This is a genomic window from Burkholderia sp. DN3021, assembly GCF_049805555.1.
In the GTDB taxonomy this organism is placed as follows: Bacteria; Pseudomonadota; Gammaproteobacteria; order Burkholderiales; family Burkholderiaceae; genus Burkholderia; species Burkholderia pyrrocinia_C.
On sequence record NZ_JBNCAB010000037.1, the window covers coordinates 43029 to 67223 of the forward strand.

General features: G+C 69.0%; 21 protein-coding genes. 15 read left to right on the forward strand and 6 right to left on the reverse strand.

The genetic code is table 11. The annotated features are described in order from the left end of the window. The first annotated feature begins 61 nt into the window (after positions 1-61). Positions 62-1099 carry an AraC family transcriptional regulator gene (locus tag ACPUER_RS19280; protein ID WP_425131881.1) on the forward strand — a complete coding sequence of 346 codons (1038 nt, stop codon included), beginning with the start codon at positions 62-64 and terminating at the stop codon, positions 1097-1099. Positions 1100-1162: 63 nt separating this feature from the next. Here the strand turns inward: ACPUER_RS19280 and ACPUER_RS19285 are convergent, their stop codons facing one another. Both ACPUER_RS19285 and ACPUER_RS19290 read right to left on the reverse strand, forming a co-directional pair. Further along, complete coding sequence (locus ACPUER_RS19285; protein ID WP_425131882.1) at positions 1163-2212, reverse strand: lactonase family protein; 1050 nt, start codon at positions 2210-2212, stop codon at positions 1163-1165. Continuing rightward, complete coding sequence (locus ACPUER_RS19290) at positions 2199-3566, reverse strand: MFS transporter (RefSeq protein WP_310141534.1); 1368 nt, start codon at positions 3564-3566, stop codon at positions 2199-2201. Before ACPUER_RS19290 ends, ACPUER_RS19285 begins: the two co-directional genes overlap by 14 nt. A gap of 357 nt (positions 3567-3923) precedes the next feature. Here ACPUER_RS19290 and ACPUER_RS19295 point away from each other — a divergent pair, with 357 nt between their 5' ends. Further along, complete coding sequence (locus ACPUER_RS19295) at positions 3924-4904, forward strand: acetyltransferase (protein WP_310141536.1); 981 nt, start codon at positions 3924-3926, stop codon at positions 4902-4904. A gap of 313 nt (positions 4905-5217) precedes the next feature. Next, complete coding sequence (locus tag ACPUER_RS19300) at positions 5218-6696, forward strand: cryptochrome/photolyase family protein (protein ID WP_425131883.1); 1479 nt, start codon at positions 5218-5220, stop codon at positions 6694-6696. A 30-nt stretch (positions 6697-6726) separates the two neighbouring features. On the opposite strand, the gene ACPUER_RS19305 is transcribed toward ACPUER_RS19300, so the two are convergent. The 3 genes from ACPUER_RS19305 to ACPUER_RS19315 form a co-directional block, all read right to left on the reverse strand. Then, a complete protein-coding gene (locus ACPUER_RS19305) occupies positions 6727-6849 on the reverse strand; it encodes a hypothetical protein (protein ID WP_275557394.1) in 123 nt (40 codons plus the stop codon). Further along, positions 6840-8072: an MFS transporter gene (locus ACPUER_RS19310; protein WP_425131884.1), complete on the reverse strand. Its 1233-nt coding sequence runs from the start codon at positions 8070-8072 to the stop codon at positions 6840-6842. The genes ACPUER_RS19305 and ACPUER_RS19310 overlap by 10 nt, the downstream gene beginning before the upstream one ends. Before the next feature lie 178 nt (positions 8073-8250). Further along, positions 8251-9192: a LysR substrate-binding domain-containing protein gene (locus ACPUER_RS19315; RefSeq protein WP_175964156.1), complete on the reverse strand. Its 942-nt coding sequence runs from the start codon at positions 9190-9192 to the stop codon at positions 8251-8253. 208 nt (positions 9193-9400) lie between these two features. Here ACPUER_RS19315 and ACPUER_RS19320 point away from each other — a divergent pair, with 208 nt between their 5' ends. Then, complete coding sequence (locus tag ACPUER_RS19320) at positions 9401-10441, forward strand: alpha/beta fold hydrolase (RefSeq protein ID WP_175964155.1); 1041 nt, start codon at positions 9401-9403, stop codon at positions 10439-10441. Positions 10442-10624: 183 nt separating this feature from the next. After that, complete coding sequence (locus ACPUER_RS19325; protein WP_175964154.1) at positions 10625-11380, forward strand: 4'-phosphopantetheinyl transferase family protein; 756 nt, start codon at positions 10625-10627, stop codon at positions 11378-11380. A gap of 21 nt (positions 11381-11401) precedes the next feature. Here ACPUER_RS19325 and ACPUER_RS19330 read toward each other — a convergent pair whose 3' ends face one another. Beyond that, positions 11402-12322 carry a glutamate/aspartate ABC transporter substrate-binding protein gene (locus tag ACPUER_RS19330; protein WP_175964153.1) on the reverse strand — a complete coding sequence of 307 codons (921 nt, stop codon included), beginning with the start codon at positions 12320-12322 and terminating at the stop codon, positions 11402-11404. Positions 12323-12536: 214 nt separating this feature from the next. On the opposite strand from ACPUER_RS19330, the gene hutH reads away from it, so the two are divergent. From hutH to ACPUER_RS19380, 10 genes are all read left to right on the forward strand, one after another. Then, complete coding sequence (gene hutH, locus ACPUER_RS19335) at positions 12537-14060, forward strand: histidine ammonia-lyase (protein ID WP_175964152.1); 1524 nt, start codon at positions 12537-12539, stop codon at positions 14058-14060. 4 nt (positions 14061-14064) lie between these two features. Continuing rightward, on the forward strand, positions 14065-14760 hold the full coding sequence (gene hutC, locus ACPUER_RS19340) for a histidine utilization repressor (RefSeq protein ID WP_072436960.1): 696 nt from the start codon (positions 14065-14067) through the stop codon (positions 14758-14760). A gap of 39 nt (positions 14761-14799) precedes the next feature. Further along, on the forward strand, positions 14800-16488 hold the full coding sequence (gene hutU / locus ACPUER_RS19345) for a urocanate hydratase (RefSeq protein WP_034183520.1): 1689 nt from the start codon (positions 14800-14802) through the stop codon (positions 16486-16488). 2 nt (positions 16489-16490) lie between these two features. After that, complete coding sequence (locus ACPUER_RS19350; protein ID WP_425131885.1) at positions 16491-17114, forward strand: HutD family protein; 624 nt, start codon at positions 16491-16493, stop codon at positions 17112-17114. Positions 17115-17118: 4 nt separating this feature from the next. Next, positions 17119-18342, forward strand: a complete 1224-nt coding sequence (hutI, locus tag ACPUER_RS19355; protein ID WP_310141556.1) for an imidazolonepropionase — start codon at positions 17119-17121, stop codon at positions 18340-18342. 153 nt (positions 18343-18495) lie between these two features. After that, positions 18496-19872, forward strand: coding sequence for a formimidoylglutamate deiminase (locus ACPUER_RS19360; protein WP_425131886.1), 1377 nt, complete (start codon positions 18496-18498; stop codon positions 19870-19872). Positions 19873-19931: 59 nt separating this feature from the next. Further along, the gene (gene hutG, locus ACPUER_RS19365; protein WP_310141561.1) at positions 19932-20729 is read left to right on the forward strand and encodes an N-formylglutamate deformylase; all 798 of its coding nucleotides are present in this window, start codon (positions 19932-19934) and stop codon (positions 20727-20729) included. A gap of 746 nt (positions 20730-21475) precedes the next feature. Beyond that, a complete protein-coding gene (locus ACPUER_RS19370; protein WP_175964148.1) occupies positions 21476-22282 on the forward strand; it encodes a gamma-glutamyl-gamma-aminobutyrate hydrolase family protein in 807 nt (268 codons plus the stop codon). 12 nt (positions 22283-22294) lie between these two features. After that, a complete protein-coding gene (locus ACPUER_RS19375) occupies positions 22295-23632 on the forward strand; it encodes a glutamine synthetase family protein (RefSeq protein ID WP_175964147.1) in 1338 nt (445 codons plus the stop codon). Between the two features lie 28 nt (positions 23633-23660). Then, positions 23661-24195, forward strand: a 535-nt coding sequence (locus ACPUER_RS19380) for an aminotransferase class III-fold pyridoxal phosphate-dependent enzyme (protein WP_425131887.1), incomplete at its 3' end; no start/stop codon positions are given.

The following is a 24195-nucleotide window of genomic DNA, read 5'->3' on the forward strand; positions in this document are numbered from 1 at the left end:
CGCGGTGTCATTGCGGGCCAGCGGCGCTACAATCCGCCGAAATCGCTCCGGAGTCCGCCGCATGGCCCTGTCCGTCCCGGATGCCGCGCGCCAGTTGAACAAGGCGACGGTGTCGTCCGCGTATGCGCTGTTCATGCTGATGCTGGCCGAGGAGCGCGGGATCGATAACGATCGCATTCTCGCTGGCTCGGGCGTCGAGCGCGAGCGGCTCGCGCAGCCCGATGCGCGCATCACGCCGCTGCAGCAGGCGGCGATCGTGTTCAACCTGCTCGACGCGACGGACGACCCGACGATCGCGATCGAGATCGGCCTGCGCAGCAGCCTGACGAAAGCGGGGCTGATCGGTTTCGGGCTGATGAGCTGCGCGACGCTTGGAGAGGCGATCGCGCTCGGCATCCGCTATCTGCCGACGCGCGTGCCGTTCTTCTCGGTGCGGCTCGCACAACTCGACGGGATCGTCGACATCGACGTGCTCGAAGCGTTTCCGCTCGGCCGGCTGCGCCAGTTTGCAGTGGAGAACTTCCTGGTCGAGACCGCGATCCTGTTCAATTCGCTGCTGTATCCGGCGCCTGGGCGCACGCTGCAGTCGCGTGCCGAACTGCACTTCGAATGGCCCGAGCCGCCATGGTTCGAGCGTTATCGCGCGCGGCTGCCGCGTTGTCATTTCGATGCAAGCGCGAACCGCATCCGCTGCGACGCCGCACTGCTCGACGAGCCGATCGGTACCGCGAACGCACACACAGCGCAGATGATCGTCCAGCAGTGCGAGGCCGAACTCGCGCGGCTCGGTTATGCGGAGAGCATCGTCGAGCGCGTGCGCAACCTGCTGATCTGCGGCGATGGCGGTTATCCGTCGGTCGACGACGTCGCGCGCGAGCTGCACGTATCGGCGCGCACGCTCAAGCGCAAGCTCGCCGAGTACGGCGCGACCTATTCGGCGCTGCTCGACGAGATCAGGCTGCGCGATGCACTGCGGCTGCTGGAGGGCACGCGGCTGCCGGTCGACGAGATTGCGGCGCGCGTCGGTTATACGGACCGCGCCAATTTCACGCGTGCGTTCAAGCGCTGGACGGGTGTTGCGCCGAGCGAGCGGCGCTGAGCGAGGGCACGGGGGGCCAGCGTTCGCAGCGGACCTGCCGGATCGTGCCCAGGCGTTGCTTGGTCAGACGATCTCGACCCAGTTTGCACCGCGCCCGCCTGCTGCACGCGCGTGCAGCGACAGCGCGCCGTCGTCCGGCGCGATCGCATATACCGACACGTATTCCGACTGTTCGCCGCACGCGACGAGCCAGCGCCCCGACGGATCGATCGCGAACCCACGCGGCTGCGTTTCGGTGGTCGTCGCGTGCGCGGGCTCGAACGTGCCGTCGGCGGTGCGGCGATAGCAGAGCAGTTGGCTCGACGTGCGTTCGCTGACATACACGAAACGCTCGTCGGGCGTCAGATGCAGGTCGGCGGCCCACACCGAAGGTTCGGCGGGCGCGGGCGGTCGCGCATGGCCTTGCGCGAGTTCGGCGATGGCCGGGTGGCGCGCGCTCACGTGCGCATCGCCGAGCCGGCCGCTGTCGGGATCGCGCGCGAAGGTGGCGAGCGTGCCCTGGAATTCGCTGACGACGACGAGCGCGCGGCCGTCGCGCGCGAATCGCAGGTGACGCGGGCCGAAGCCGGCCGGCACGCGCGTTTCGCCGTGTTCGGCCAAACGCAGGCCGGCTGCGTCCTCGACGAGCGCGAAGCTGAACACGCGATCCGAGCCGAGCGAACTGACGTACGCGAAACGATTGTCCGGCGACACGATCACCGCGTGCGCGTTCGCGATGCCGCCGGCCACCTGCAGCGGCGCGCCGTCGCCGTCGCGCACGCGCGCGGCGTCGTAGAGGCTCAGCGAATTCCCGCCGTACGACGCACCGAGCAGCCAGCGGCCGCTGCGGTCGAGCGACAGGTACGCGTGGCTCGCATCGATCGCGGTCGCGCCGATGCGCGCGAGCGCGCCCGTGGCCGCGGCGACGCGGAACGCGACGAGCGTCGGCTGCTCACCGCGCGTCGCGACGTAGAGCCGCGCGCGGTCGGCCTGCACGACGATCGGCATCGCGACGTCGGCGGCCGGATAGCGGGCGAGCGGCGCGAGCGTGCCGTCGCTCGCGAGGGAGAACGTGGCGAGGTCGCCGTCGGCGGCATTCGAGACGACGACGGTCAGGCGGTCAGTGTTCGGCATGGCGGAGCATCGTAGCGTTCGTGAAGGATTCGTCGACCGACGGGCCGCGCGGCGGATCGCTGCGCCGGTGCGTGCGCGCGAACAGCGCGGCGACCGCGGCGACGAGGGACGCGATCGCGAGCGCATACAGCCCGCCCGTGATCGAACCCGTATGTTGCTTCAGATAGCCGAATGCCGTCGGCGCGACGAATCCGCCGAGATTGCCGACCGAGTTGATCAGCGCGATCACGGCCGCGGCCACGCGCGTGTCGAGGTAACCCTGCGGGATCGGCCAGAACAGCGACGCCGCAGCCTTGAAACCGAGCGCGGCGAAGCAGATCGACGCGAACGACCACACGGGATCGTGCGACGTCGACGCGAACAGCCCGCACGCGGCGAGCACGAGCGCGAACGCGAGCCAGCGCTGCGGATGCTTCCATTTCGCGGACAACACCGCGAAACCGTACATCGCGCCGATCGCGATCATCCACGGAATCGTGTTGTACAGGCCGACCTGGAAATCGCTGAGGCCGCCCATCTTGCGAATGATCGTCGGCAGCCAGAACGTGGCCGCGTAGATCGTCAGCTGGATCGAGAAGTACAGGAAGCAGAACAGCATGATCTGCGGATCGCGCAGCAGCGCGGTGGCGCGCACGGGCACGTTCGAGCGTACGTCGCGCGTCGCGCGCTCCGCGTCGAGCGCCGTTTCGAGCGCCGCGCGTTCGTCGGTGGTGAGCCACGTCGCGTCGCGGATGTGCGATTTCAGCAGCAGCCAGCTCGCGCCGCACAGCGCGACCGAGAACAGCCCTTCGATCAGGAACATCCATTGCCAGCCTTCGAGGCCGAAGCCGCGGATCGACAGCAGCGCGCCGGTGACGGGCCCGGACAGCACCGACGCGAACGCGGAGCCGCCGAGGAAGATCGCCATCGCCTTGCCGCGCTCCTGCGGCGGCAGCCATTGCGACAGGTACAGCACGACGCCGGGGAAGAAGCCGGCCTCGGCCGCGCCGAGCAGGAAGCGCAGCACGTAGAACGACGTGTCGTTCCACACGAACGCCATCGCGGCCGCGACGATGCCCCACGTCGCCATGATCCGCGCGAGCCACACGCGTGCGCCGTAGCGCTGCATCAGCAGGTTCGACGGCACTTCGAACAGCGCATAGCCGACGAAGAACAGCCCGGCGCCGAGCCCGTACGCGGCCGCGCCGATGCCGATCGACGCTTCGAGGTGGCGATCGACGAAACCGACGTTCACGCGGTCGATGTAGTTCGCGATGAACATGATCAGCACGAGCGGCAGCACGTGCCACTTCACTTTCGAGATGGCGGACGCGAGCGGGTCGCGGCCGGGTAGCGCGGGCGAGGGCGGGTTCAACGGTGTCTCCGGTCGGGCGGTGGACGGGGCGGCAGCCCGCGTCGGCGTCTGGGTGGTGGCTTATGTAGTATGTCGTCGTATGACATGGTACGCCTGAGTGTTAATCGAGACGTCACGGGTTTACCCGGAAATTTTCCGGATATTGGGGAATGTCATGAGATCGATTGGATATTCGATCATGTCTGATGACGTATGACTATCGTGGGCGTGTGCGCTGCAAGCCATTTGCAGGTGAATCCGGCTACGCTGTATCGAGGAGCGCGCGCGGTTGCGGCAAAATACCGGGCTCGCGCGCTCGGTGTGCATGGCATGTGCGCGAGCGGCGGCGATTTCATGCTGAAGACGGAGCGACGGAACATGCAGGACAACCACCAAGGACGGCACTTCTTCGCGTTCAACGGCGATGCGGACGGCCTGTGCGCGCTTCAGCAACTGCGGCTCGCGGAAGGCGCACACGGCCTGCTCGTGACAGGCGTGAAGCGCGACATCCGGCTGCTCGAGCGGATCGATGCGCGGGCCGGCGATCGTGTCACCGTGCTCGACGTGTCGCACGATCAGAACCGCGACGCGTGCGCGCGACTGCTGCGCGAAGGGGCGACAGTCCGCTATTTCGATCATCACTTTGCAGGCGAGCTACCCGCCGATCCGGGCTTCCACGCGCATATCGACACGGCGGCAGATGTCTGCACGAGCGCGCTCGTGAACCGCCATCTCGGCGGCCGGCATGTGCGCTGGGCGATCGTCGCGGCATTCGGCGACGAACTGCCGGCGCTCGGCGGCGCGCTTGCGCGCGAGCAAGGGATCGACGACGCCGAACGTTGCACGCTCGCCGAACTCGGGCTCTACCTGAACTACAACGCGTACGGCGATTGCATCGGCGATCTGCACTTCGATCCGGCGGCGCTCGCCGACGCGATGTTGCCGTGCGTCGATCCGCTCGATTTCGTGCGCGGGACCGCCGTGTTCGCCGCACTGCGCGACGGCTACCGCGACGACATGGCGCGCGCATGCGCGCTTGCGCCGCTGCGCGAGGTGCCGGGCGCGACGCTGGTACGGATGCCTGATCAACCGTGGGCGCGGCGCGCGACCGGGATGCTCGCGAACGAACGAATGCGCAACGCGCCGCATGCGGCGCTTGCGGTGCTGTCGCCGCGCGCCGAAGGCGGGCTCGTCGTCAGCGTGCGCGTGCCCGACGGCCGGCCGCTCGGCGCCGACGAGTTCTGCCGCGGCTTTGCGACCGGCGGCGGGCGCAAGCGCGCGGGCGGCATCAACCATCTGCCGGAAACCGAGTTCGACGCATTCGCCGCGCGTTTCGAGGCAGCGTTCCGGCTCGATTGACGAAGCGATCGGCGACGCGCGCCGTGCAGCCGTTGCGCGGCGCGCGTCGTGGCCAGGTCAGCCGAATCGGCCGGTCGCACCCGCGAGCACGGCCGGCACGTACCGCGCATCGCGGTGCACATGCACCCGACATCGAGCGTAGGCCGGCGGACGCGGCGAAGAATCGTCGGAATGGACCAAGGCGTTTCACCGGGCGCGCGACGCGGTGCGATGGCCGTGGCCGTCATCGGCACGTTGGCACGTCGAACGTCGACACCGTGTGGCGCAGCCGCGACAATACGCATCCTGTTCCGCGTTCCGCATCGAGGTGCCCGTGCCCGCCAAGTCGTCCGTTGCTCCCGCGATCGTCTGGTTTCGCGACGATCTGCGCGTGACCGACCAGCCCGCGCTGACGCGCGCGGTCGAGTCAGGCCGGCCGCTCGTGTGCGTGTTCGTCGACGATACGGGCGCCGGTTCGGGGCGCCCGCCGGGCGGCGCAGCGCGCTGGTGGCTGCACGGGTCGCTGGCCGGGCTCGACGCCGCGCTCGCGCGTCACGGCGGGCGCTTGCTGCTGTTGCGCGGTGACGCGCAGCGCGAGATCGAGCGCGTCGTACGCGACACGGGCGCGGCGGCTGTGTACTGGAACCGCCGCTACGCGCAGCCGCAGCGCGACGCCGACGCGGCGCTGAAAGCGTCGCTCAAGGCGCGCGGCGTCAAGGTCGAGAGCAGCAACGGCAGCCTGCTGAACGAGCCATGGGAGGTGCTGACGGGCAGCGGTGCGCCATACCAGGTGTTCACCGCGTACTGGCGCGCGGCGCGCCGCGACCGCACGGTCGCCGCGCCGCTGCCGGAACCGGAACGGATCGTGTTTCAACCATGGCCGGAAACGGTGCTTGACCGTGCGCTGGCGCTCGCCGCGCTCGCGTTGCGATCGCCCGTGCCGGATTGGGCTGGCGGCCTGCGCGACGCATGGCCCGCGCCCGACGAGGCCGGTGCGCACGAACGGCTCGACGCGTTCCTGACGGCGTCGCTTGCCGGTTATGCGGATGCGCGCGATCGTCCCGACCGGCCCGCGACGAGCCGGCTGTCGCCGTTCCTGCGCTTCGGCAATGTATCGCCGCGACAGGTGTGGCACGCTGTGCAGGGCGCCGCGAATGCAGGCGGCGCGGCGTACGTTGCGGGCGCCGACAAGTTCCTGAGCGAACTCGGCTGGCGCGAATTCAGCTACGCGCTGCTGTATCACTTCCCGGCGCTCGCGACCGACAACTTCCGCGCGCGGTTCGACGCGATGCCGTGGCGTGACGATTCCGCGGCGCTGCGCGCGTGGCAGCGCGGCCGGACCGGCTATCCGCTCGTCGATGCGGGCCTGCGCGAGCTGTGGACGACCGGCTGGATGCACAACCGTGTGCGGATGGTCGTCGCGTCGTTCCTGGTCAAGCATCTGCTGATCGACTGGCGCGCGGGCGAAGCGTGGTTCTGGGACACGCTGGTCGACGCCGATCCCGCGAACAACGCGGCGAGCTGGCAGTGGGTGGCCGGCTGCGGCGCCGATGCCGCGCCGTATTTCCGCATCTTCAATCCGGTCGCGCAGGGCGAGAAGTTCGACCCGGACGGCGCGTACGTGCGGCGCTGGGTGCCCGAACTCGCGGGCCTCGACACCGCGTCGATCCACGCGCCGTGGGAAGCGTCGCCGCTGCAGCTCGACGCGGCCGGCATACGGCCTGGCATCGACTATCCGGCGCCGCTCGTCGATCACGCCGCCGCGCGCGCTCGCGCGCTCGATGCGCTGGCCGCATTGCCGAAACGTCGCTGACTGCCTGCCCGCGCGACACGGTTCGCCGCGTCAGTTGCAGAACGCGACGTGTTCGAGCAGCGCGTACGCGACCCCCGAATCGAAGTAGGCCGAGCCGCACCACGCGACGAACGCGAGCGTGCCGGCCGCCAGCGCCGCGCGGATCATGCCCATGCCGCGTTGCCCGATGCCGGGCGCGCGACACGCGCGTCGTCGATCGGCAGGTGCAGAAGCGCCGCGAGCACGCCGAGCGCGATCGAACCGATCCACAGCGGCAGGTACGAATGCATCGCGTCGTACACGATCGCACCGAGCCAGACGCCGAAGAAGCTGCCGAGCTGGTGCCCGAAGAACACGAAGCCGAACAGCGTCGCGATGTAGCGCACGCCGAACACCTGCGAGATCACGCCGTTCGTCAGCGGCACCGTGCCAAGCCACGTGAACCCCATCACCGCCGCGAACACATAGACGCTCGCGGGCGACAGCGGCGCGGCGACGAACGCGGCCATCGCGAGCGCGCGCACGAGGTACAGCACCGACAGCACGTACTTGCGTCGCAGCAGCCCGCCGAGATGCCCGCACGCATAGGTGCCGGCCACGTTGGTCAGCGCGATCAGCGCGAGCGCGACGCTTGCGTGGCGCGCCGGCAGCCCGTGGTCGAGCAGGTAAGCGGGCAGGTGCGTCGCGATGAACGCAAGCTGGAAGCCGCACGCGAAGAAGCCCGCGTTCAGCAGCCAGAAGCCGCGATGCGCGAACGCCTCGCGCACCGCTTCGCCGATCGACTGGTCGGGGCCGGCGGCGGCGCCGGACGCTTGCGCGGGCCGGTCGCGCAGCAGCACGGCGAGCGGCGCGAGCAGCGCGGCGACGAGCGCCAGCGCGACGAACGCGTGCCGCCAGCCGATGCCGCCGATCAGTTCCTGCGCGACGGGCACCATGCAGAACTGGCCGAGCCCGCCGATCGCGCCGGCGACGCCGAGCGCCCAGCCGCGCCGGTCGGGCGGAAACAGGCGGCTCAGCGCGCCGTAGATCGATGCGAATGCCGATCCCGACAGTGCGATGCCGATCACGAGCCCGGCGCCGACCGTGAACATACCGGTCGACGCCGCGTGCGCCATCGTGACGAGCCCGGCCGCATACAGCAGCATCCCGGCGACGATCACGCGCACCGACCCGAAGCGGTCGGCGACCATCCCCGTGAACGGCTGCGCGACACCCCAGATCAGGTTCTGCAGCGCCAGTGCGAGCCCGAATGCTTCGCGCGACCAGCCATGGTCGAGCGATACGGGCGCGAGGAACAGGCCCTGCACATGGCGGATGCCGAGCGCGGCGCCCATGATCAGGCCGCCCGCCAGCACGGGCAGCCAGCGGCGTCGGACTTCCTGCTCGATCGGGGTCATGCGTGTCTCCGGATGTAGGCGCGCGGCGAAACGGCCGCGCTCGATTCGATTAGACGATCGGGCCCGGCGTCGCTCAAGCGATCATTCGGTCAGGTTGGCATGCGTGCGGGGAATGTGACGGAGTGCGGGGTGGCGGCGGCCGGCCGTGGTCACGGTCATTCGGAAAGCCTGCGCCGGCTTACGTCGACGCCATGTCGTGCGCGCGCATCGCGGTATCGCATTCGGCCGCTTCGGCGAGCATCCAGTCGCGCACGTCGGCGACTTCGCGGCGCGGTGCCGGATCGTGCTGGAACAGCCAGTAGCCGTACGCATCCGACGGCGCCTGCGTGTGCGGCCCGAGCACCGCGAGCCGCCCGTCCGCGAGCATCGGCGAGACCAGCGCGAGCCGGCCGAGCGCAACGCCCTGGCCCGCGATCGCGGCCTGGATCACCTGGTCGTACTGGTTGAAGCGCAGCACGCCTTTGGGGCGCGCGTCGCCGAGCCCGGCCGCGTGCAGGTGCGTGCGCCACTGCAATTGCGGTTGCGGCGGCCCGTCGAATTCGAGCAGCACGTGGTCGGCGATCGCGGCCGCGCTCGTGACCGGCCGCGCGGCGAGCGCGGGATGCGCGACCGGCATGACGATCTCGTCGAACAGGCGCAGCGCGCCGGCCGGCGCGCGATCGCGCGGGCAATAGCGGATGCCGAGGTCGATGCCTTCGGTACGCAAATCGAGTACCTTGTCGTTCGCGGCGACGCGCAAGTCGATCTCCGGCAGGCGCGCCTGCAGCCGCCCGAGCCGCGGCAGCAGCCACAGCGCGGTGACGCCGATGCTCGCGGTGATCGTGACGGGCTGGCGTTCGCGTGCGGCGGCGAGCGACGCGACGGTGTCCTGCAGGCTGTGCAGCGCCGCATCCGCGACGCGGAACAGCCGTTCGCCTTCCGGCGTGAACGCGATCTTCCGGTAGCCGCGCTGCAGCAACGCGACGCCGAGATGCGCTTCGAGCGCATGCACCTGGCGGCTGACCGCCGACTGCGTGACGCACAGGTCCTGCGCGGCGAGCGTGATGCTCATGCGGCGGCCGACGGCGACGAAACCGCGGACCAGGTCGAGCGACGGGAGACGGACGAGAGGCGTTGACATGCGCGTGACTCATGCGAACGGAGCAGGAAGATTGGTTGAGAACGCGGCACGCGTCAAGTTCAATGGACGCTGACCGATGGGCGCGGGCGGTGGCTCGTAGCGTGAAGCACGGGGCCGGAGCGGGCGCTGAAGCGCTGACTCTGGCCGACCGCAAAGCATGGGGCTCGAGTAAGCGCCAAAGCGCTAACTGCGATCGACAGGAGACAGGATGACGATTTCGAGCGAAGGGGACGGAGCGGCACCGGGCAGTCGCGCGGCGGGCGCGTTGCCACCCGAGCCCGTGACGCTGCGTGCGGCCGACGGCTTTGAATTGCGCGGCCATGTGTGGCGCCATCGCGGCGGCGGTGCGGCGCGGCCCGTGACGGTCGTCAATTGCGCGACGTCGGTGCGCTGCGACTATTACTTCCGTTTCGCGGCCTGGTTGTTCGCGCAGGGGCGCGACGTGCTCGTCTACGACTATCGCGGCATCGGCGGGTCGCGCCCGGCGCGGCTCGCGAAGCTGCGCGCGAACTGGCTCGACTGGGGGCAGCTCGATTGCGAGGCCGCGCTGCAACACGCACGCGACGCGTTTCCGGGCCAGCCGATCGACGTCGTCGCGCACAGCATCGGCGGCTGCGTGCTCGGGCTCGCGGCGTCGAACGTGCACGTGCGGCATGCGGTGACCGTCGGCGCGCAGTATGCGTACTGGCGCGATTACCTGCCGGCCGAACGGCGGCGCATGTGGTGGAAGTGGCATGTCGCGATGCCCGCGCTCGCGGCCGTGTTCGGCTACGTGCCCGCGAAGCGGCTCGGCTGGATGGAGGACACGCCGCGCGGCATCGCGCTGTCGTGGGCGCGTTCGCGGCCGCGTTTCGAGGACGGCTACGTCGGCGGCCTGTTCGAGGACGGTGCCGTGAGCCGTGCGGCGCTGCCCGCGCGCTTCGCGGAACTGTCGGCACCGATGCTCGCGATCGGCGTCGACGACGACGCGTTCGGCACGATCGACGCGATCGAGCGGCTGGTCGGTTACTACACGGGCAGCGATGTCACGCACCTGCGGATTGCGCCGGCCGACATCGGCGTCGACGCGATCGGCCATTTTGCGTTTTTCCACAGCCGCTTCACCGACACGCTGTGGCCCGTCACGTTGCACTGGCTGCAGCACGGCGTGCTGCCGGCCGATGCGCCGGGCAGCGTGCACGCGCTGCATCCGGCGTCGCGTGCGCGGGTGACGGGTAGCGGCGTGCCGGGCGTTGCCGCGAACGGGTGAAGCGGGGCGGCCGCGCAATGAGGTGCCTACGCGGCACGTTGCCGCGCGCGGCCTTCGAATGTCGTTCGTGAAGCATCCGTCGTTCGATGCGGGCGCGGCAATCCGCGCACACGCCGGTTCGTGCGACGGCGCGATCGATTAACATCTGACGTTTCATCCCACAGCACAGGCTGCTGCGTGCCGATGTCCATTCCGTCCGATTCCGCTTCCCCGGTCGACACACTCCGTGCGTGGCGCATGCATGCGCTCGACGTGCCGGCCGCCGCGTCCCGCGCCGGCGTGCGGATCGCGCGCATCGATTTCGACTGGCGCGTGCCGCTGGCGTCGCCCGCGTATGCGGCGCTCAGCGATGACGAGCGTGCACGGGCCGCACGCTTCATGCGGCACGAGGATGCGGTGCGCAGCGCCGCGACGCGCGCCGCGCTGCGCGACGTGCTCGGCGCGGCCCTCGGTGTCGCGCCGCACGCGGTCGCGATCGTCGTCGACGAAGCGGGGCGGCCGTCGCCGGACCCCGCGCATGGCACGACGCTCGATTTCAACGTGTCGCACGCGGGCGATCATGCGCTGCTCGCGTGGGTGCCCGCGGGCCGTGTCGGCGTCGACATCGAATCCTGCAGCCGCACGACCGACTGGCGTGCGCTGACGAGCGAAGTCTGCGCGCCGGCCGAGGCCGCGTATCTCGACGGCCTGCCGCCCGACGCGCGCGCGGGCGAATTCATGCGAGTCTGGTCCGCGAAGGAGGCGCTGCTCAAGGCGCTCGGCACCGGCATCTCCGGCGGGCTGCGCGCGTTCGCGGTCATGCCGCCGCGCGATGCGGCGACACCGGCGACGACGATCGTCGAGCCGGCCGCGCCCGCCGCCGGCGTCGCGGCGTTCGACGCGGCGTGGGTCGACGCGGCGCCCGGCTACGCGGCATGCGTCGCGTGGACGCGCGCGTGAACCGGCGTCAACGAGCGGCGTTCATTCGAGCGGCGTGTCGTTCGGCGCCGCGTAGCGCGCCCTGATCACGTCGCTCATCGGGAAGTCGAACGACAGCCCCTTCGGCGGCACCGGCTTCGTGAACCACTTGTCGTACAGCGCGTCGATCTCGCCGCGTTTCATCAGTTGCACGAGCACGCCGTCGACGAGCGCCTTGAACTGCGGATCGTCCTTGCGCAGCATGAACCCGTAGGCCTCCGACGACTGCGGCGTGCCGACGATCTGCCAGTCGGCCGGCTTCGCGGCGAGCTGGCGCACGCCCGCGAGCAGCACGTCGTCCATCATGTACGCGGCCGCGCGGCCCGATTCGAGCGTGAGGCGTCCTTCGCCGTAGTCCTTCGCGCTGATGATCTGCATGTTCATCTTCTTTTCCTCGTTCATCTTGCGCAGCAGGCGTTCGGACGTCGTGCCCTGGTTCGTCACGACCGTCTTGCCGGCGAGGTCGGGGAAGTCGCGGATGCCCGAGCTCGTGCGCGTGAGCAGGCGCGTCGTCGCGACGAAGAACGTGGTCGAGAACGCGACCTGCGCGTGGCGCGCGGCCAGGTTCGTGGTCACGCCGCATTCGAGGTCGACGGTGCCGTTCTGCACGAGCGGGATGCGGTTCTGCGACGTGACCGGGATGAAGCGCACCTGCAGGTCGGGCTTGCCGGTGCGCGCCTTCACCGCGGTGATCACGCGGTCGCAAAGGTCCTGCGAGAAGCCGATTACCTTGCCGCCCGCGTCGACATAGGAGAACGGCACCGACGTTTCGCGATGGCCGATCGAGATCAGGTTGCTCTGCCGGATCTTATCGAGCGTGCCCGACAGCGGCTCGGCGGCGAGCGGCGCGCCGCACGCGAGCGTGCACGCGGCGACGAGCAGGCTGCGGCCGAACAGGGCGGCGAACCGCGGCGGGATGTTCATGACGGGGCTCCTTGGCGAATGATGATCCGTATGTTGCCAAAGAAAAAATAATTGCAACATATGTTAATAGCCGGATCCCGCCGGCCGGTCCGGCGGGCCGCGCCGGACATCAGGGAAACTCCCAAGCCGAAATCGGTGAAAAACGGGTTGTCTAGACAAGTTTGGCTGGCTACACTTCAATCCATTCCGAACTTGTCTAGACAGGATTGCTCACATGATTACGTTGACCCCCGGCCACCTGACCCTTCCGCAACTGCGCCGGATCGCACGCGAATCCGTGCAACTGACGCTCGACCCGGCCAGCTTCGCGAAGATCGACGCCGGCGCGAAGGCCGTCGCCGACATCGCCGCGAAGGGCGAGCCGGCCTATGGCATCAACACGGGCTTCGGCCGCCTGGCCAGCACGCACATCCCGCACGACCAGCTCGAACTGCTGCAGAAGAACCTCGTGCTGTCGCACGCGGTCGGCGTCGGCGAGCCGATGGCGCGTTCGTCGGTGCGCCTGCTGATGGCGCTGAAGCTGTCGAGCCTCGGCCGCGGCCACTCGGGCATCCGCCGCGAAGTGATGGACGCGCTGATCAAGCTGTTCAACGCGGACGTGCTGCCGCTGATCCCGGTGAAGGGCTCGGTCGGTGCATCGGGCGACCTCGCGCCGCTCGCGCACATGTCGGCCGTGCTGCTCGGCGTCGGCGAAGTGTTCATCCGCGGCGAGCGTGCCAGCGCGCTCGACGGTCTGCGCGTCGCGGGCCTCGCGCCGCTGACGCTGCAGGCGAAGGAAGGTCTCGCGCTGCTGAACGGCACGCAGGCCTCGACGGCGCTGGCGCTCGACAACATGTTCTCGATCGAAGACCTGTACCGCACCGCGCTCGTCGCGGGCGCGCTGTCGGTCGACGCGGCAGCCGGCTCGGTGAAGCCGTTCGACGCGCGCATCCACGAACTGCGCGGCCATCAAGGCCAGATCGACGCAGCCGCGTCCTACCGCGACCTGCTCGAAGGCTCGCCGATCAACCAGTCGCACCGCGACTGCGACAAGGTGCAGGATCCGTACAGCCTGCGCTGCCAGCCGCAGGTGATGGGCGCGTGCCTGGACCAGATGCGCCATGCGGCCGACGTGCTGCTGATCGAAGCGAACGCTGTGTCGGACAACCCGCTGATCTTCCCGGACACCGGCGAAGTGCTGTCGGGCGGCAACTTCCACGCCGAGCCCGTCGCGTTCGCGGCCGACAACCTCGCGCTGGCCGCAGCGGAAATCGGTGCGCTGGCCGAACGCCGCATCGCGCTGCTGATCGACGCGACGCTGTCGGGCCTGCCCCCGTTCCTCGTGAGGGACGGCGGCGTGAACTCGGGCTTCATGATCGCGCACGTGACGGCCGCCGCGCTGGCGTCGGAAAACAAGACGCTTGCACACCCGGCGTCGGTCGACTCGCTGCCGACCTCGGCGAACCAGGAAGACCACGTGTCGATGGCGACGTTCGCCGCGCGCAAGCTCGCCGACATCGCGGACAACACGAAGCACATCCTCGCGATCGAACTGCTGGCCGCCGCCCAGGGCGTCGACCTGCGCGCGCCGTATCACACGAGCCCGAAGCTGGCACCGGTGATGGAAACGATCCGCGCGCACGTCGCGCACTACGAGCTGGACCACTACTTCGCGCCGGACATCGCGGCGATCGCGAAGCTGGTCGGCGAGCGCGCGTTCGCGAAGATCAGCCCGTTCTCGTTCGCATCGGAACAGTAAGCCGATGAGCGCGCCGGTCTACCAGGAGATCAAGGATTTCATCCTGGGCCGCATCCACGCCGGCGAGTGGGAGGAGGGCGACCAGGTGCCGTCCGAGAACGAGCTGGCGCGCGAGTTCAAGGTTGCGCGCATGACCGTCAACCGCGCGCTGCGCGAGTTGACGGCCGAGCAGGTGCTCACGCGCATGAAGGGCGCGGGCACCTACGTAGCGCGGCCGAAGTACGAGTCGACGCTGGTGGCGATCCGCAGCATCTCGGAGGAGGTCGGCGCGCGCGGGCATGCGTATCGCGCGAGCGTGCTCGGTCTCGAGACGATCCGCGCCGACGACGCGCTCGCCGACGAGATGCAGGTGGCCGTGCGCACGAAGCTGTTTCATTCGCAGGTGCTGCACTTCGAGAACGACGAGCCGGTGCAGCTCGAAGAACGATGGGTGAATCCGGCGGTCGCGCCGGATTACGCCGAGCAGGATTTCACGAACACGACGCCGAACCTGTACCTGATGCGCGCCGCTCCGCTGCAGCGCGTCGAGTACCGGATCGAAGCGGCGGCCCCGGCGCCGGAGCGGCGCGAGCAGCTGCGGATGGACGACGTCGAGCCGTGTCTGGTTTTACATCGGCGCACCTGGTCGCAGGGCGTCGTCGCCTCGGTGGCGAATCTGTGGCATCCCGGCAGCCGTTATCGCTTCACCGGGCATTTCTGATTCCTATTTGATATTCATTTTCCTTCGGGAGCAGTCGTCATGAACCATCCGAAACACATCGATCCCCGTCTCGATCCGACGCGCACGATCCGCGCGCCGCGCGGCAGCGAGAAGACCTGCAAGACCTGGCTGGCCGAAGCGGCGTACCGGATGATCCAGAACAACCTGGATCCGGAAGTCGCCGAGCACCCGCACGCGCTCGTCGTGTACGGCGGCATCGGCCGCGCGGCGCGCAACTGGGAATGCTACGACCAGATCCTCGCGTCGCTGAAGGATCTCGAAGAGAACGAGACGCTGCTGATTCAATCGGGCAAGCCGGTCGGCGTGTTCCGCACGCACAAGGATGCGCCGCGCGTGCTGCTCGCGAACTCGAACCTCGTGCCGCACTGGGCGACGTGGGATCACTTCCACGAGCTCGACCGCAAGGGCCTGATGATGTACGGCCAGATGACGGCCGGCAGCTGGATCTACATCGGCAGCCAGGGCATCGTGCAGGGCACCTATGAAACGTTCTTCTCGGTCGCGAACCAGCACTTCAACGGCGATCCGTCGGGCCGCTGGATCCTGACGGGCGGCCTGGGCGGGATGGGCGGCGCGCAGCCGCTCGCCGCGACGATGGCCGGCTTCTCGATGATCGCGGTCGAGTGCGACGAGACGCGCATCGACTTCCGCCTGAAGACGCGCTACGTCGACAAGAAGGCGACGACGCTCGACGAGGCGCTCGGCATGATCGACGAAGCGAAGCGCACGGGCAAGCCCGTGTCGATCGGCCTGCTCGGCAACGCGGCCGACGTGTTCGCGGAACTCGTCGAGCGCGGCATCACGCCGGACTGCGTGACCGACCAGACGAGCGCGCACGATCCGATCAACGGCTACCTGCCGCAGGGCTGGACCGTCGCGCAATGGCGCGAGGCGCAGAAGGTCGATCCGCAGAGCATCGTGAAGGTGGCGAAGCAGTCGATGGCCGTCCAGGTGCGCGCGATGCTGGCGTTGCAGGACCGCGGCGCGGCGACGCTCGACTACGGCAACAACATCCGCCAGATGGCGCTGGAAATGGGCGTCGAGAACGCGTTCGACTTCCCGGGCTTCGTGCCGGCGTATATCCGCCCGCTGTTCTGCGAAGGCAAGGGCCCGTTCCGCTGGGTCGCGCTGTCGGGCGATCCGGAAGACATCTACAAGACCGACCAGAAGGTGAAGGAGCTGATCCCCGACGATCCGCACCTGCACAACTGGCTCGACATGGCACGCGAGCGCATTGCGTTCCAGGGCCTGCCGGCACGGATCTGCTGGGTTGGCGTGAAGGATCGCTATCGCCTCGGCCAGGCGTTCAACGAGATGGTGAAGAACGGCGAACTGAAGGCGCCGATCGTGATCGGCCGCGACCACCTCGACACGGGTTCGGTCGCAAGCCCGAACCGCGAGACGGAATCGATGAAGGACGGTTCGGACGCGGTCAGCGACTGGCCGCTGCTGAACGCACTGCTGAACACGGCAGGCGGCGCATCGTGGGTGTCGCTGCACCATGGCGGCGGTGTCGGCATGGGCTTCTCGCAGCACTCGGGCGTCGTGATCGTCGCCGACGGTACGGCTGAAGCGCACGAGCGTCTCGGTCGCGTGCTGCTGAACGACCCGGCGACGGGCGTGATGCGCCATGCGGACGCCGGCTACGAACTCGCGCAGCAGACGGCCCGCGAAGCCGGCCTGAAGCTGCCGATGCTCGGCCGCTGAGCATGACGGCGCTCGACCAGGCGCCGGCAGACGCGACGCTGGCCGCCGCGATGATTCGCGCAGCGGATCTCGTCGCGTCGCCGTGGAAGAACGGCGGCGGCGTGACGCGCGAGATCGGCGCGTTTCCGCCGGGCGCCGCGCTCGACACGTTCGCGTGGCGCGTGAGCGTCGCGGACGTCGGCGCGGCCGGGCCGTTCTCGCGTTTCGACGGGATCGACCGCACGCTGGTGCTGCTGTCCGGCGCGGGCATGACGCTCGCCGAAGCGGGCGGTGCACGCCACGTGCTCGATACGCCGCTGGCGCGCGCGGATTTCGCGGGCGAGACGGCGATCGACGCGACGCTGCACGACGGCGCGACGCGCGACTTCAACCTGATGACGCGCCGTTCGGCCGCGCGCGGCGCGCTCGACGTATGGCGCGCAGGCGCGCACCGCATCGAGCGTGCCGATACGGTGCTGCTGTTTTGCGCGGCCGGTGCGGTCGGCGTTGAAATCGACGGCACGCACCACGCACTGGAAGAAATGGACACGCTGCGGCTCGACGGGCCGCGGCGTGCGTTTGACGTCGTCGTGAGCGGGAGCGGCGCGCTGCTTGCCGTCTCGCTCGCCGTCGGCGAACGAGGCTGAACGCATGAAACCGACTGTCTGGCATCACCTGAGGCTGTGTCCGCACGGCCATCCCGACGAGACGATCGACGATGCGGCGATCGCCGTCGACGAAACCGGCACGATCGTCTGGCTCGGCGCGTTGTCCGCGCTGCCGCACGGTCATGCGCACTGGCAGCGCGAGGATCTGCACGGCGCGTGGGTGACGCCGGGCCTCGTCGACTGCCATACGCACCTCGTATACGGCGGCACGCGCGCCGACGAATTCGCGCAGCGCCTCGCGGGCGTCAGCTACGAGGAAATCGCGCGGCAGGGCGGCGGGATCGTGTCGACGGTGCGCGCGACGCGCGCGGCCGACGAGACGACGCTGTTCGTGCAGGCCGCCGCGCGCCTGCAGCCGCTGCTCGCCGAAGGCGTGACCGCGATCGAGATCAAGTCGGGCTACGGGCTCGACCTCGCGAGCGAGCGCAAGATGCTGCGCGTCGCGCGCCAGCTCGGCGAGCGCTTCCCGGTCAGCGTCTACACGACCTTCCTCGGCGCGCATGCGCTGCCGCCCGAATATGCGGGCCGCGCGGATGCGTACATCGACGAAGTGTGCGAACGGATGCTGCCGGCATTGGCCGACGAGGGGCTCGTCGACGCGGTCGACGTGTTCTGCGAACGCATCGGCTTTTCGCTCGCGCAGACCGAGCGCGTGTTCGAGGCCGCGACGCGGCGCGGGCTGCCGGTGAAGCTGCATGCGGAGCAACTGTCGAACGCGGGCGGCACCGCACTCGCCGCGCGCTACCGCGCGCTGTCCGCCGACCACCTCGAATTTCTCGACGAAGCCGGCATCGAGGCGATGAAGGCGGCCGGTACGGTCGCCGTGCTGCTGCCCGGCGCGTACTACTTCATTCGCGAAACGCAAATGCCGCCGATCGAGCTGCTGCGCAAGCACGGCGTGCCGATCGCGCTCGCGACCGATCACAACCCCGGCACGTCGCCACTCGAATCGCTGCTGCTGACGTTGAACATGGGCTGCACGCTGTTCCGCATGACGGTGCCCGAGGTGCTGCAGGGCGTCACGCGCCATGCGGCCGCAGCGCTCGGCCGCGCGGATCGGCACGGTGCGCTCGAGGTAGGGCGTCAGGCCGACTTCGCCGCATGGTCGGTCGGCTCGCTGTCGGACCTCGCCTACTGGATCGGCCGGCCGCTGTGCGAGCAGGTCGTGCGCGGCGGCGCGACCGTGTTTCGCCGGATGAACGGATAGATTTGCATGGGACCGGACCAAGCGCTGAAGCGTATTTCGGTCTGGTCGACTGCAACGGGGCACGAGCCAGCGCCGATGCGCCGGCACCTGCCAACCGTGGAATGGGATCGGATCGAACGCTGGAGCGTCGATTCCGGTCAATGAGGACTCGCAATGACCGACACCATGTTGTTCGCGGACCATGCCTACCTGCCCGATGGCTGGCGCCGCAACGTGCTGCTGCGCTGGGATGCAGCCGGCACGCTGACTGAAGTGACGCCCGACACCGATGCACCGGCAGGCGTCGCGCGCGCGGCCGGGCCGGTGCTGCCCGGCATGCCGAACCTGCATTCGCATGCGTTCCAGCGCGCGATGGCAGGGCTCACCGAATACCGAGCGAATCCCGCCGACAGCTTCTGGAGCTGGCGCGACCTGATGTACCGCTTCGCGTTGAAGATCACGCCCGACGCGCTCGCGGCGGTCGCGCGCTGGCTGTACGTCGAGATGCTCAAGTGCGGCTACACGTCGGTGTGCGAATTCCACTATGTGCATCACGCTCAGGACGGTTCGCGCTATCCGCAGATCGCGGAACTTGGCACGCGCGTGGTCGACGCCGCGCGCTCGGCCGGCATCGGCATCACGATGCTGCCCGTGTCGTACCAGTTCGCGGGCTTCGGCAACAAGCCGCCGCGCGACGACCAGCGCCGCTTCATCAACACGCCCGAAGGCCTGCTCGAACTGCTCGACGCCATGCGTCGCGCCGCGCCCGAGCACGGCGGGCTGCGCTACGGCGTCGCGCCGCACTCGCTGCGCGCGGTGTCCGAGAACGGGCTGCGCGCGCTGCTCGACGGGCTGCCCGACGACGCACCGGTGCATATCCATATCGCCGAGCAGACGGCCGAAGTCGACGACTGCGTCCGTACATACGGGGCGCGCCCCGTGCAATGGCTGCTCGATCGCTTCGACGTCGATGCGCGCTGGTGCCTCGTGCATGCGACGCACATCGACGCGGCCGAAACCGATGCGCTCGCCAAGCGTCGCGCGGTCGCCGGCCTGTGCCTGACGACCGAAGCAAACCTCGGCGACGGCGTGTTCCCGGCCGTCGACTATCTCGCGCAGGGCGGCGTGATCGGCGTCGGCTCGGACAGCCACGCGTCGGTCGACTGGCGCGCCGAGCTGCGCCTGCTCGAATACGGGCAGCGGCTCGTGCACCGCGCGCGTAACGTGCTGGCGAGCGACACGCAGGCGCATGTCGCCGATCGCCTGTTCGATGCGTCGCTCGCGGGTGGCGCGCAGGCCAGCGGGCGGCGCGTCGGTGCGCTGCGCGAAGGCTGCCGCGCCGACTGGCTCGTGCTCGATCCCGATCATCCGGCGATCGCCGAACACGGCAGCGCGTCCTGGCTGTCGGGCGTCGTGTTTGCCGAGCACGGCGAGACGCCGGTGCTCGACGTCTACACGGGCGGCGAGCGCGTCGTGAGCGGCCGCCGCCATCGCGACGAAGCCGTGGCGTATGCAGACTACCGCGCCGCGCTGGCGCAACTGCTGCGCTGACGCGCGGCAACCGGCGCACGCCGCCCGCGTGCGCCGGCAGACTCTAACGGTGATGCGACATGACTGAACAACCGGCTGTAATTACGCTGAAGCAGGGCACGCTGCCGCTGCTGATCTCGATTCCGCACGCAGGCACGCACATCCCCGACGACATCGCCGCGACGATGACGCCCGACGCGCGTTTCGTCGACGATTGCGACTGGCATCTCGAGCGGCTGTACGGCTTCGCGGCGGGCCTCGGCGCATCGATCCTCGTGCCGTCGCATGCGCGCTACGTTGTCGACCTGAACCGTCCGCCGGACAACGAGAACCTGTATCCGGGGCAGGACACGACGGGGCTCGTGCCGGTCGATACGTTCGACAAGGCGCCGCTGTATCCGGCGAACGCGCTGCCCGGCAACGACGAGATCGTGCGTCGCCGCGACCGCTACTGGCGTCCGTATCACGACGCGCTGCAGGGCGAGGTCGCGCGCCTGAAGCGCGAGCACGGCCGCGTGCTCGTGTGGGAGGCGCATTCGATCCGCTCGCACGTGCCGCGCTTCTTCGAAGGCCGCCTGCCGGACTTCAACTTCGGCACGTCGGGCGGCGCGAGCGCAGCGCCGGGCCTCGCGGAGGCACTGGCCGAGCGCGTGCTCGCACATGGCGGTTATACGGCCGTCGCGAACGGGCGCTTCAAGGGCGGCTACATCACGCGTCACTACGGCGTGCCCGACACCGGTGTCGAAGCCGTGCAGCTCGAGCTGTCGCAGATCACCTACATGGAAGAGACGCGCCCCTACGCGTACGACGAAGCGCGTGCAGCGCGGATTGTGCCGCTGCTGCAGACGCTCGTCGAAACCGCGCTCGCGTATCGCTGAGCACGGGCCGCCCGCTTGCGGCGGCGCGGCGGAGCAGCGGGCGGCAGCCCGCCGGCGCGCAGTGTGTGCGTCGACGCAATGCACAACACGGCATCGATCCCGGCGATCGATGCCGTTTTTTTGTCTGATCGATATCGTCATCGGGACCTGAAAATTTGACGCAATTTTTAGGTGATATAAGCTGAATGTCAGGAAGTCGTCTCGCGCGCGCACCGGCGGCGGAGCCATCGATCATGGCCGCACCGCGCCGGAATCCGTTGCGAGACACCTTGCCGACGTGTCGCCGCGCGGCATTGCCGCATGCGCTTCATCGCGACACGTGTCCTGCATCCGTCAGTCAGTCGAGTACGATCGTGAAAGCCGCCAGCCCTTCGATACGCCGGACCCGAAGTCCGTCGGCGGGCGCGCCGCCTCAGGCCGGGCCGATCCGGCATGCTGATCGCGGCACGCGTGCCGCCCCTTTACGCGAGCCTCGTTTCTTCGCCGTTTCCCATCGCGTGCTGCGCCGCTACAACCTCGTGACCGCGCACGTGTTCAGCGCGGTGCAGTGCGACGGCAGCGCATCGTTGTTGCCCTAGCGTCCTTTTCCGCTTTCGTCCCGGGCTGCATCGCCTGTTGCCGCATTGTCCGCGCGGCGGGATCGCGCATGCCAATGCGTCGCGTCGTGGTGCGCGCGTGCGGCGCAACCGCGGACCCTTGTCGTCCCGCGCGCGAACGAGTTGCGCGCGATCACCGGAGAAGCGCCCATGCGTGCTCGCCCGATCGTAGCCGTCACCGCCGACCGCATCCTGCGCGGTGCGCATCCGAATCACACGGCTGGCGAGAAATACCTTGCCGCGCTCGTCGACGGCGCAGGCGCGCTTGCGTTCGTGCTGCCCGCGCTCGGCGCGCGCCAGCCGGCCGATGCGATTGTCGCGGCGGTCGACGGGCTGCTGTTTACCGGCAGCTATTCGAACGTCGAGCCGCATCATTACGGCGGCACTGCGAGCGCGCCCGACACGCTGCACGATCCCGCGCGCGATGCGACCGCATTGCCGCTGATCCGCGCGGCGATCGACGCCGGCGTGCCGGTGCTCGCGATCTGCCGCGGCATGCAGGAGCTGAACGTCGCGTACGGCGGCACGCTGCATCAGCGGCTGCACGCGACGACCGGCTTCGACGACCATCGCGAGCGGGCGGCCGATCCGCTCGAACGGCAGTACGGCCCCGCGCACGTCGTGCAGCTCGCGCCGGGCGGCCTGCTGCAGCGGGTCGCGCGCGGCGCGCACGAGGCGACGGTCAATTCGCTGCACGACCAGGGCATCGCGCGTCTCGGCGCGGGGCTCGTCGTCGAAGCGAGCGCGCCCGACGGACTGGTCGAGGCCGTCAGCGTGCGCGGCGCGCGCGCGTTCGCGCTCGGCGTGCAGTGGCATCCCGAATGGCGTTTCGCGGAACAGCCGCTGTCGCGCGACATCTTCGCGGCATTCGGCGCGGCGTGCCGCGCGCGCATGACGCATCGCATTCATGCGGCCGGCGGCGCGACGCCGTCGCAGGCCGCATCCGACGTCGACTGAAAGAGGCCGATCATGCAACCCGAACTGAGCGAATTCCTGCGACAACACCGCATCACCGAGGTCGAGGCGATCATTCCCGACATGGCCGGCATCGCGCGCGGCAAGATCATCCCGCGCAACAAATTCGAATCCGGCGAATCGATGCGGCTGCCGCAGGCCGTGATGGTGCAGACCGTCACCGGCGACTATCCGGAGGACGGCTCGCTGACCGGCGTGACCGACCCCGACATGGTGTGCGTGCCCGATCCGTCGACGATCTGCCTGATTCCGTGGGCTGTCGATCCGACCGCGCAGGTGATCCACGACTGCGTGCATTTCGACGGCTCGCCCGTCGAGATTTCGCCGCGCTACGTGCTGCGCCGCGTGCTCGACCTGTACAACGCGAAGGGCTGGAAGCCCGTGGTCGCACCGGAGCTCGAGTTCTATCTCGTCGACATGAACGCCGATCCCGACCTGCCGCTGCGTCCGCCCGTCGGCCGCACGGGGCGTGCGGAGACCGGCCGTCAGTCGTATTCGATCGAGGCCGTCAACGAGTTCGATCCGCTGTTCGAGGACATCTACGAGTACTGCGAGATGCAGGGCCTCGATATCGAGACGCTGATCCACGAAGTCGGCGCCGCGCAGATGGAGATCAACTTCGTGCATGGCGACGCGCTGCCGCTGGCCGACCAGGTGTTCCTGTTCAAGCGCACGGTGCGCGAGGCCGCGCTGCGGCACAACATGTACGCGACGTTCATGGCCAAGCCGATGGAGGGCGAGCCCGGTTCCGCGATGCACATCCACCAGAGCCTTGCGGACGCGCGCACGGGGCGCAACCTGTTCGCCGACGAAGACGGCGCCGTGTCGCCGCTGTTCCACAGCTATCTCGCGGGTCTGCAGAAATACACGCCGGCGCTGATGCCGATCTTCGCGCCGTACATCAACTCGTATCGCCGGCTGTCGCGCTTCATGGCCGCGCCGATCAACGTGCAGTGGGGTTACGACAACCGCACGGTCGGCTTCCGCATCCCGCAGTCGAGCCCCGTGGCGCGACGCATCGAGAACCGGATTCCGGGCGTCGACTGCAACCCGTACCTTGCGTTCGCGGCGACGCTCGCCGCCGGTTATCTCGGCATGACGCAGCAGCTCGCGCCGACCGAGCCGATCGCATCGGACGGTTACGACCTGCCGTACCAGCTGCCGCGCAATCTCGAGGAGGGCATCTCGTTGATGGCCGCGTGCGAGCCGCTCGCCGGCATCCTCGGCGACAAGTTCGTGAAGGCCTACCTGGCGTTGAAGGAAACCGAATACGAAGCGTTCTTCCGCGTGATCAGCTCGTGGGAGCGCCGGCATCTGCTGCTGCACGTATGAGCGTGCGGCACTGCTTTACGGAGGAAACATGACCGACCGAAACGAAGCCGTTTCACCGCGACCGGCCGCGCACACGACCGCCGAATACCGCGCGCTCGACGCCGCGCACCACATCCACCCGTTCTCGGACATGGGCGCGCTGAACCGCTCGGGCAGCCGCGTGATCGTAAAGGCCGACGGCGTCTACCTGTGGGACTCGGACGGTAACAAGGTCATCGACGGGATGGCCGGCCTCTGGTGCGTGAACGTCGGCTACGGCCGCAAGGAACTTGCCGATGCAGCGTATCGCCAGCTGCGGGAACTGCCGTTCTACAACACCTTCTTCAAGACGACGCACCCGCCGGTGATCGAACTGTCGGCAATGCTCGCGGAAGTGACGCCCGCCGGCTTCAACCACTTCTTCTATTGCAACAGCGGCTCGGAAGGCAACGACACCGTGCTGCGCCTCGTGCACCAGTACTGGCGCGTGCAAGGCAAGCCGCAGAAGAAATACGTGATCTCGCGCAAGAACGGCTACCACGGCTCGACGATCGCGGGCGGCACGCTCGGCGGGATGGGCTACA

Excerpts from the sequence above, each read along its gene's own strand:
- ACPUER_RS19280 (WP_425131881.1), top strand. The coding sequence starts at position 62 with ATGGCCCTGTCCGTCCCGGATGCCGCGCGCCAGTTGAACAAGGCGACG.
- ACPUER_RS19285 (WP_425131882.1), bottom strand. The coding sequence starts at position 2,212 with ATGCCGAACACTGACCGCCTGACCGTCGTCGTCTCGAATGCCGCCGAC.
- ACPUER_RS19295 (WP_310141536.1), top strand. The coding sequence starts at position 3,924 with ATGCAGGACAACCACCAAGGACGGCACTTCTTCGCGTTCAACGGCGAT.
- ACPUER_RS19305 (WP_275557394.1), bottom strand. The coding sequence starts at position 6,849 with ATGGGCATGATCCGCGCGGCGCTGGCGGCCGGCACGCTCGCGTTCGTC.
- ACPUER_RS19310 (WP_425131884.1), bottom strand. The coding sequence starts at position 8,072 with ATGACCCCGATCGAGCAGGAAGTCCGACGCCGCTGGCTGCCCGTGCTG.
- ACPUER_RS19315 (WP_175964156.1), bottom strand. The coding sequence starts at position 9,192 with ATGTCAACGCCTCTCGTCCGTCTCCCGTCGCTCGACCTGGTCCGCGGT.
- ACPUER_RS19320 (WP_175964155.1), top strand. The coding sequence starts at position 9,401 with ATGACGATTTCGAGCGAAGGGGACGGAGCGGCACCGGGCAGTCGCGCG.
- ACPUER_RS19325 (WP_175964154.1), top strand. The coding sequence starts at position 10,625 with ATGTCCATTCCGTCCGATTCCGCTTCCCCGGTCGACACACTCCGTGCG.
- ACPUER_RS19330 (WP_175964153.1), bottom strand. The coding sequence starts at position 12,322 with ATGAACATCCCGCCGCGGTTCGCCGCCCTGTTCGGCCGCAGCCTGCTC.
- hutH (WP_175964152.1), top strand. The coding sequence starts at position 12,537 with ATGATTACGTTGACCCCCGGCCACCTGACCCTTCCGCAACTGCGCCGG.
- hutC (WP_072436960.1), top strand. The coding sequence starts at position 14,065 with ATGAGCGCGCCGGTCTACCAGGAGATCAAGGATTTCATCCTGGGCCGC.
- hutU (WP_034183520.1), top strand. The coding sequence starts at position 14,800 with ATGAACCATCCGAAACACATCGATCCCCGTCTCGATCCGACGCGCACG.
- ACPUER_RS19350 (WP_425131885.1), top strand. The coding sequence starts at position 16,491 with ATGACGGCGCTCGACCAGGCGCCGGCAGACGCGACGCTGGCCGCCGCG.
- hutI (WP_310141556.1), top strand. The coding sequence starts at position 17,119 with ATGAAACCGACTGTCTGGCATCACCTGAGGCTGTGTCCGCACGGCCAT.
- ACPUER_RS19360 (WP_425131886.1), top strand. The coding sequence starts at position 18,496 with ATGACCGACACCATGTTGTTCGCGGACCATGCCTACCTGCCCGATGGC.
- hutG (WP_310141561.1), top strand. The coding sequence starts at position 19,932 with ATGACTGAACAACCGGCTGTAATTACGCTGAAGCAGGGCACGCTGCCG.
- ACPUER_RS19370 (WP_175964148.1), top strand. The coding sequence starts at position 21,476 with ATGCGTGCTCGCCCGATCGTAGCCGTCACCGCCGACCGCATCCTGCGC.
- ACPUER_RS19375 (WP_175964147.1), top strand. The coding sequence starts at position 22,295 with ATGCAACCCGAACTGAGCGAATTCCTGCGACAACACCGCATCACCGAG.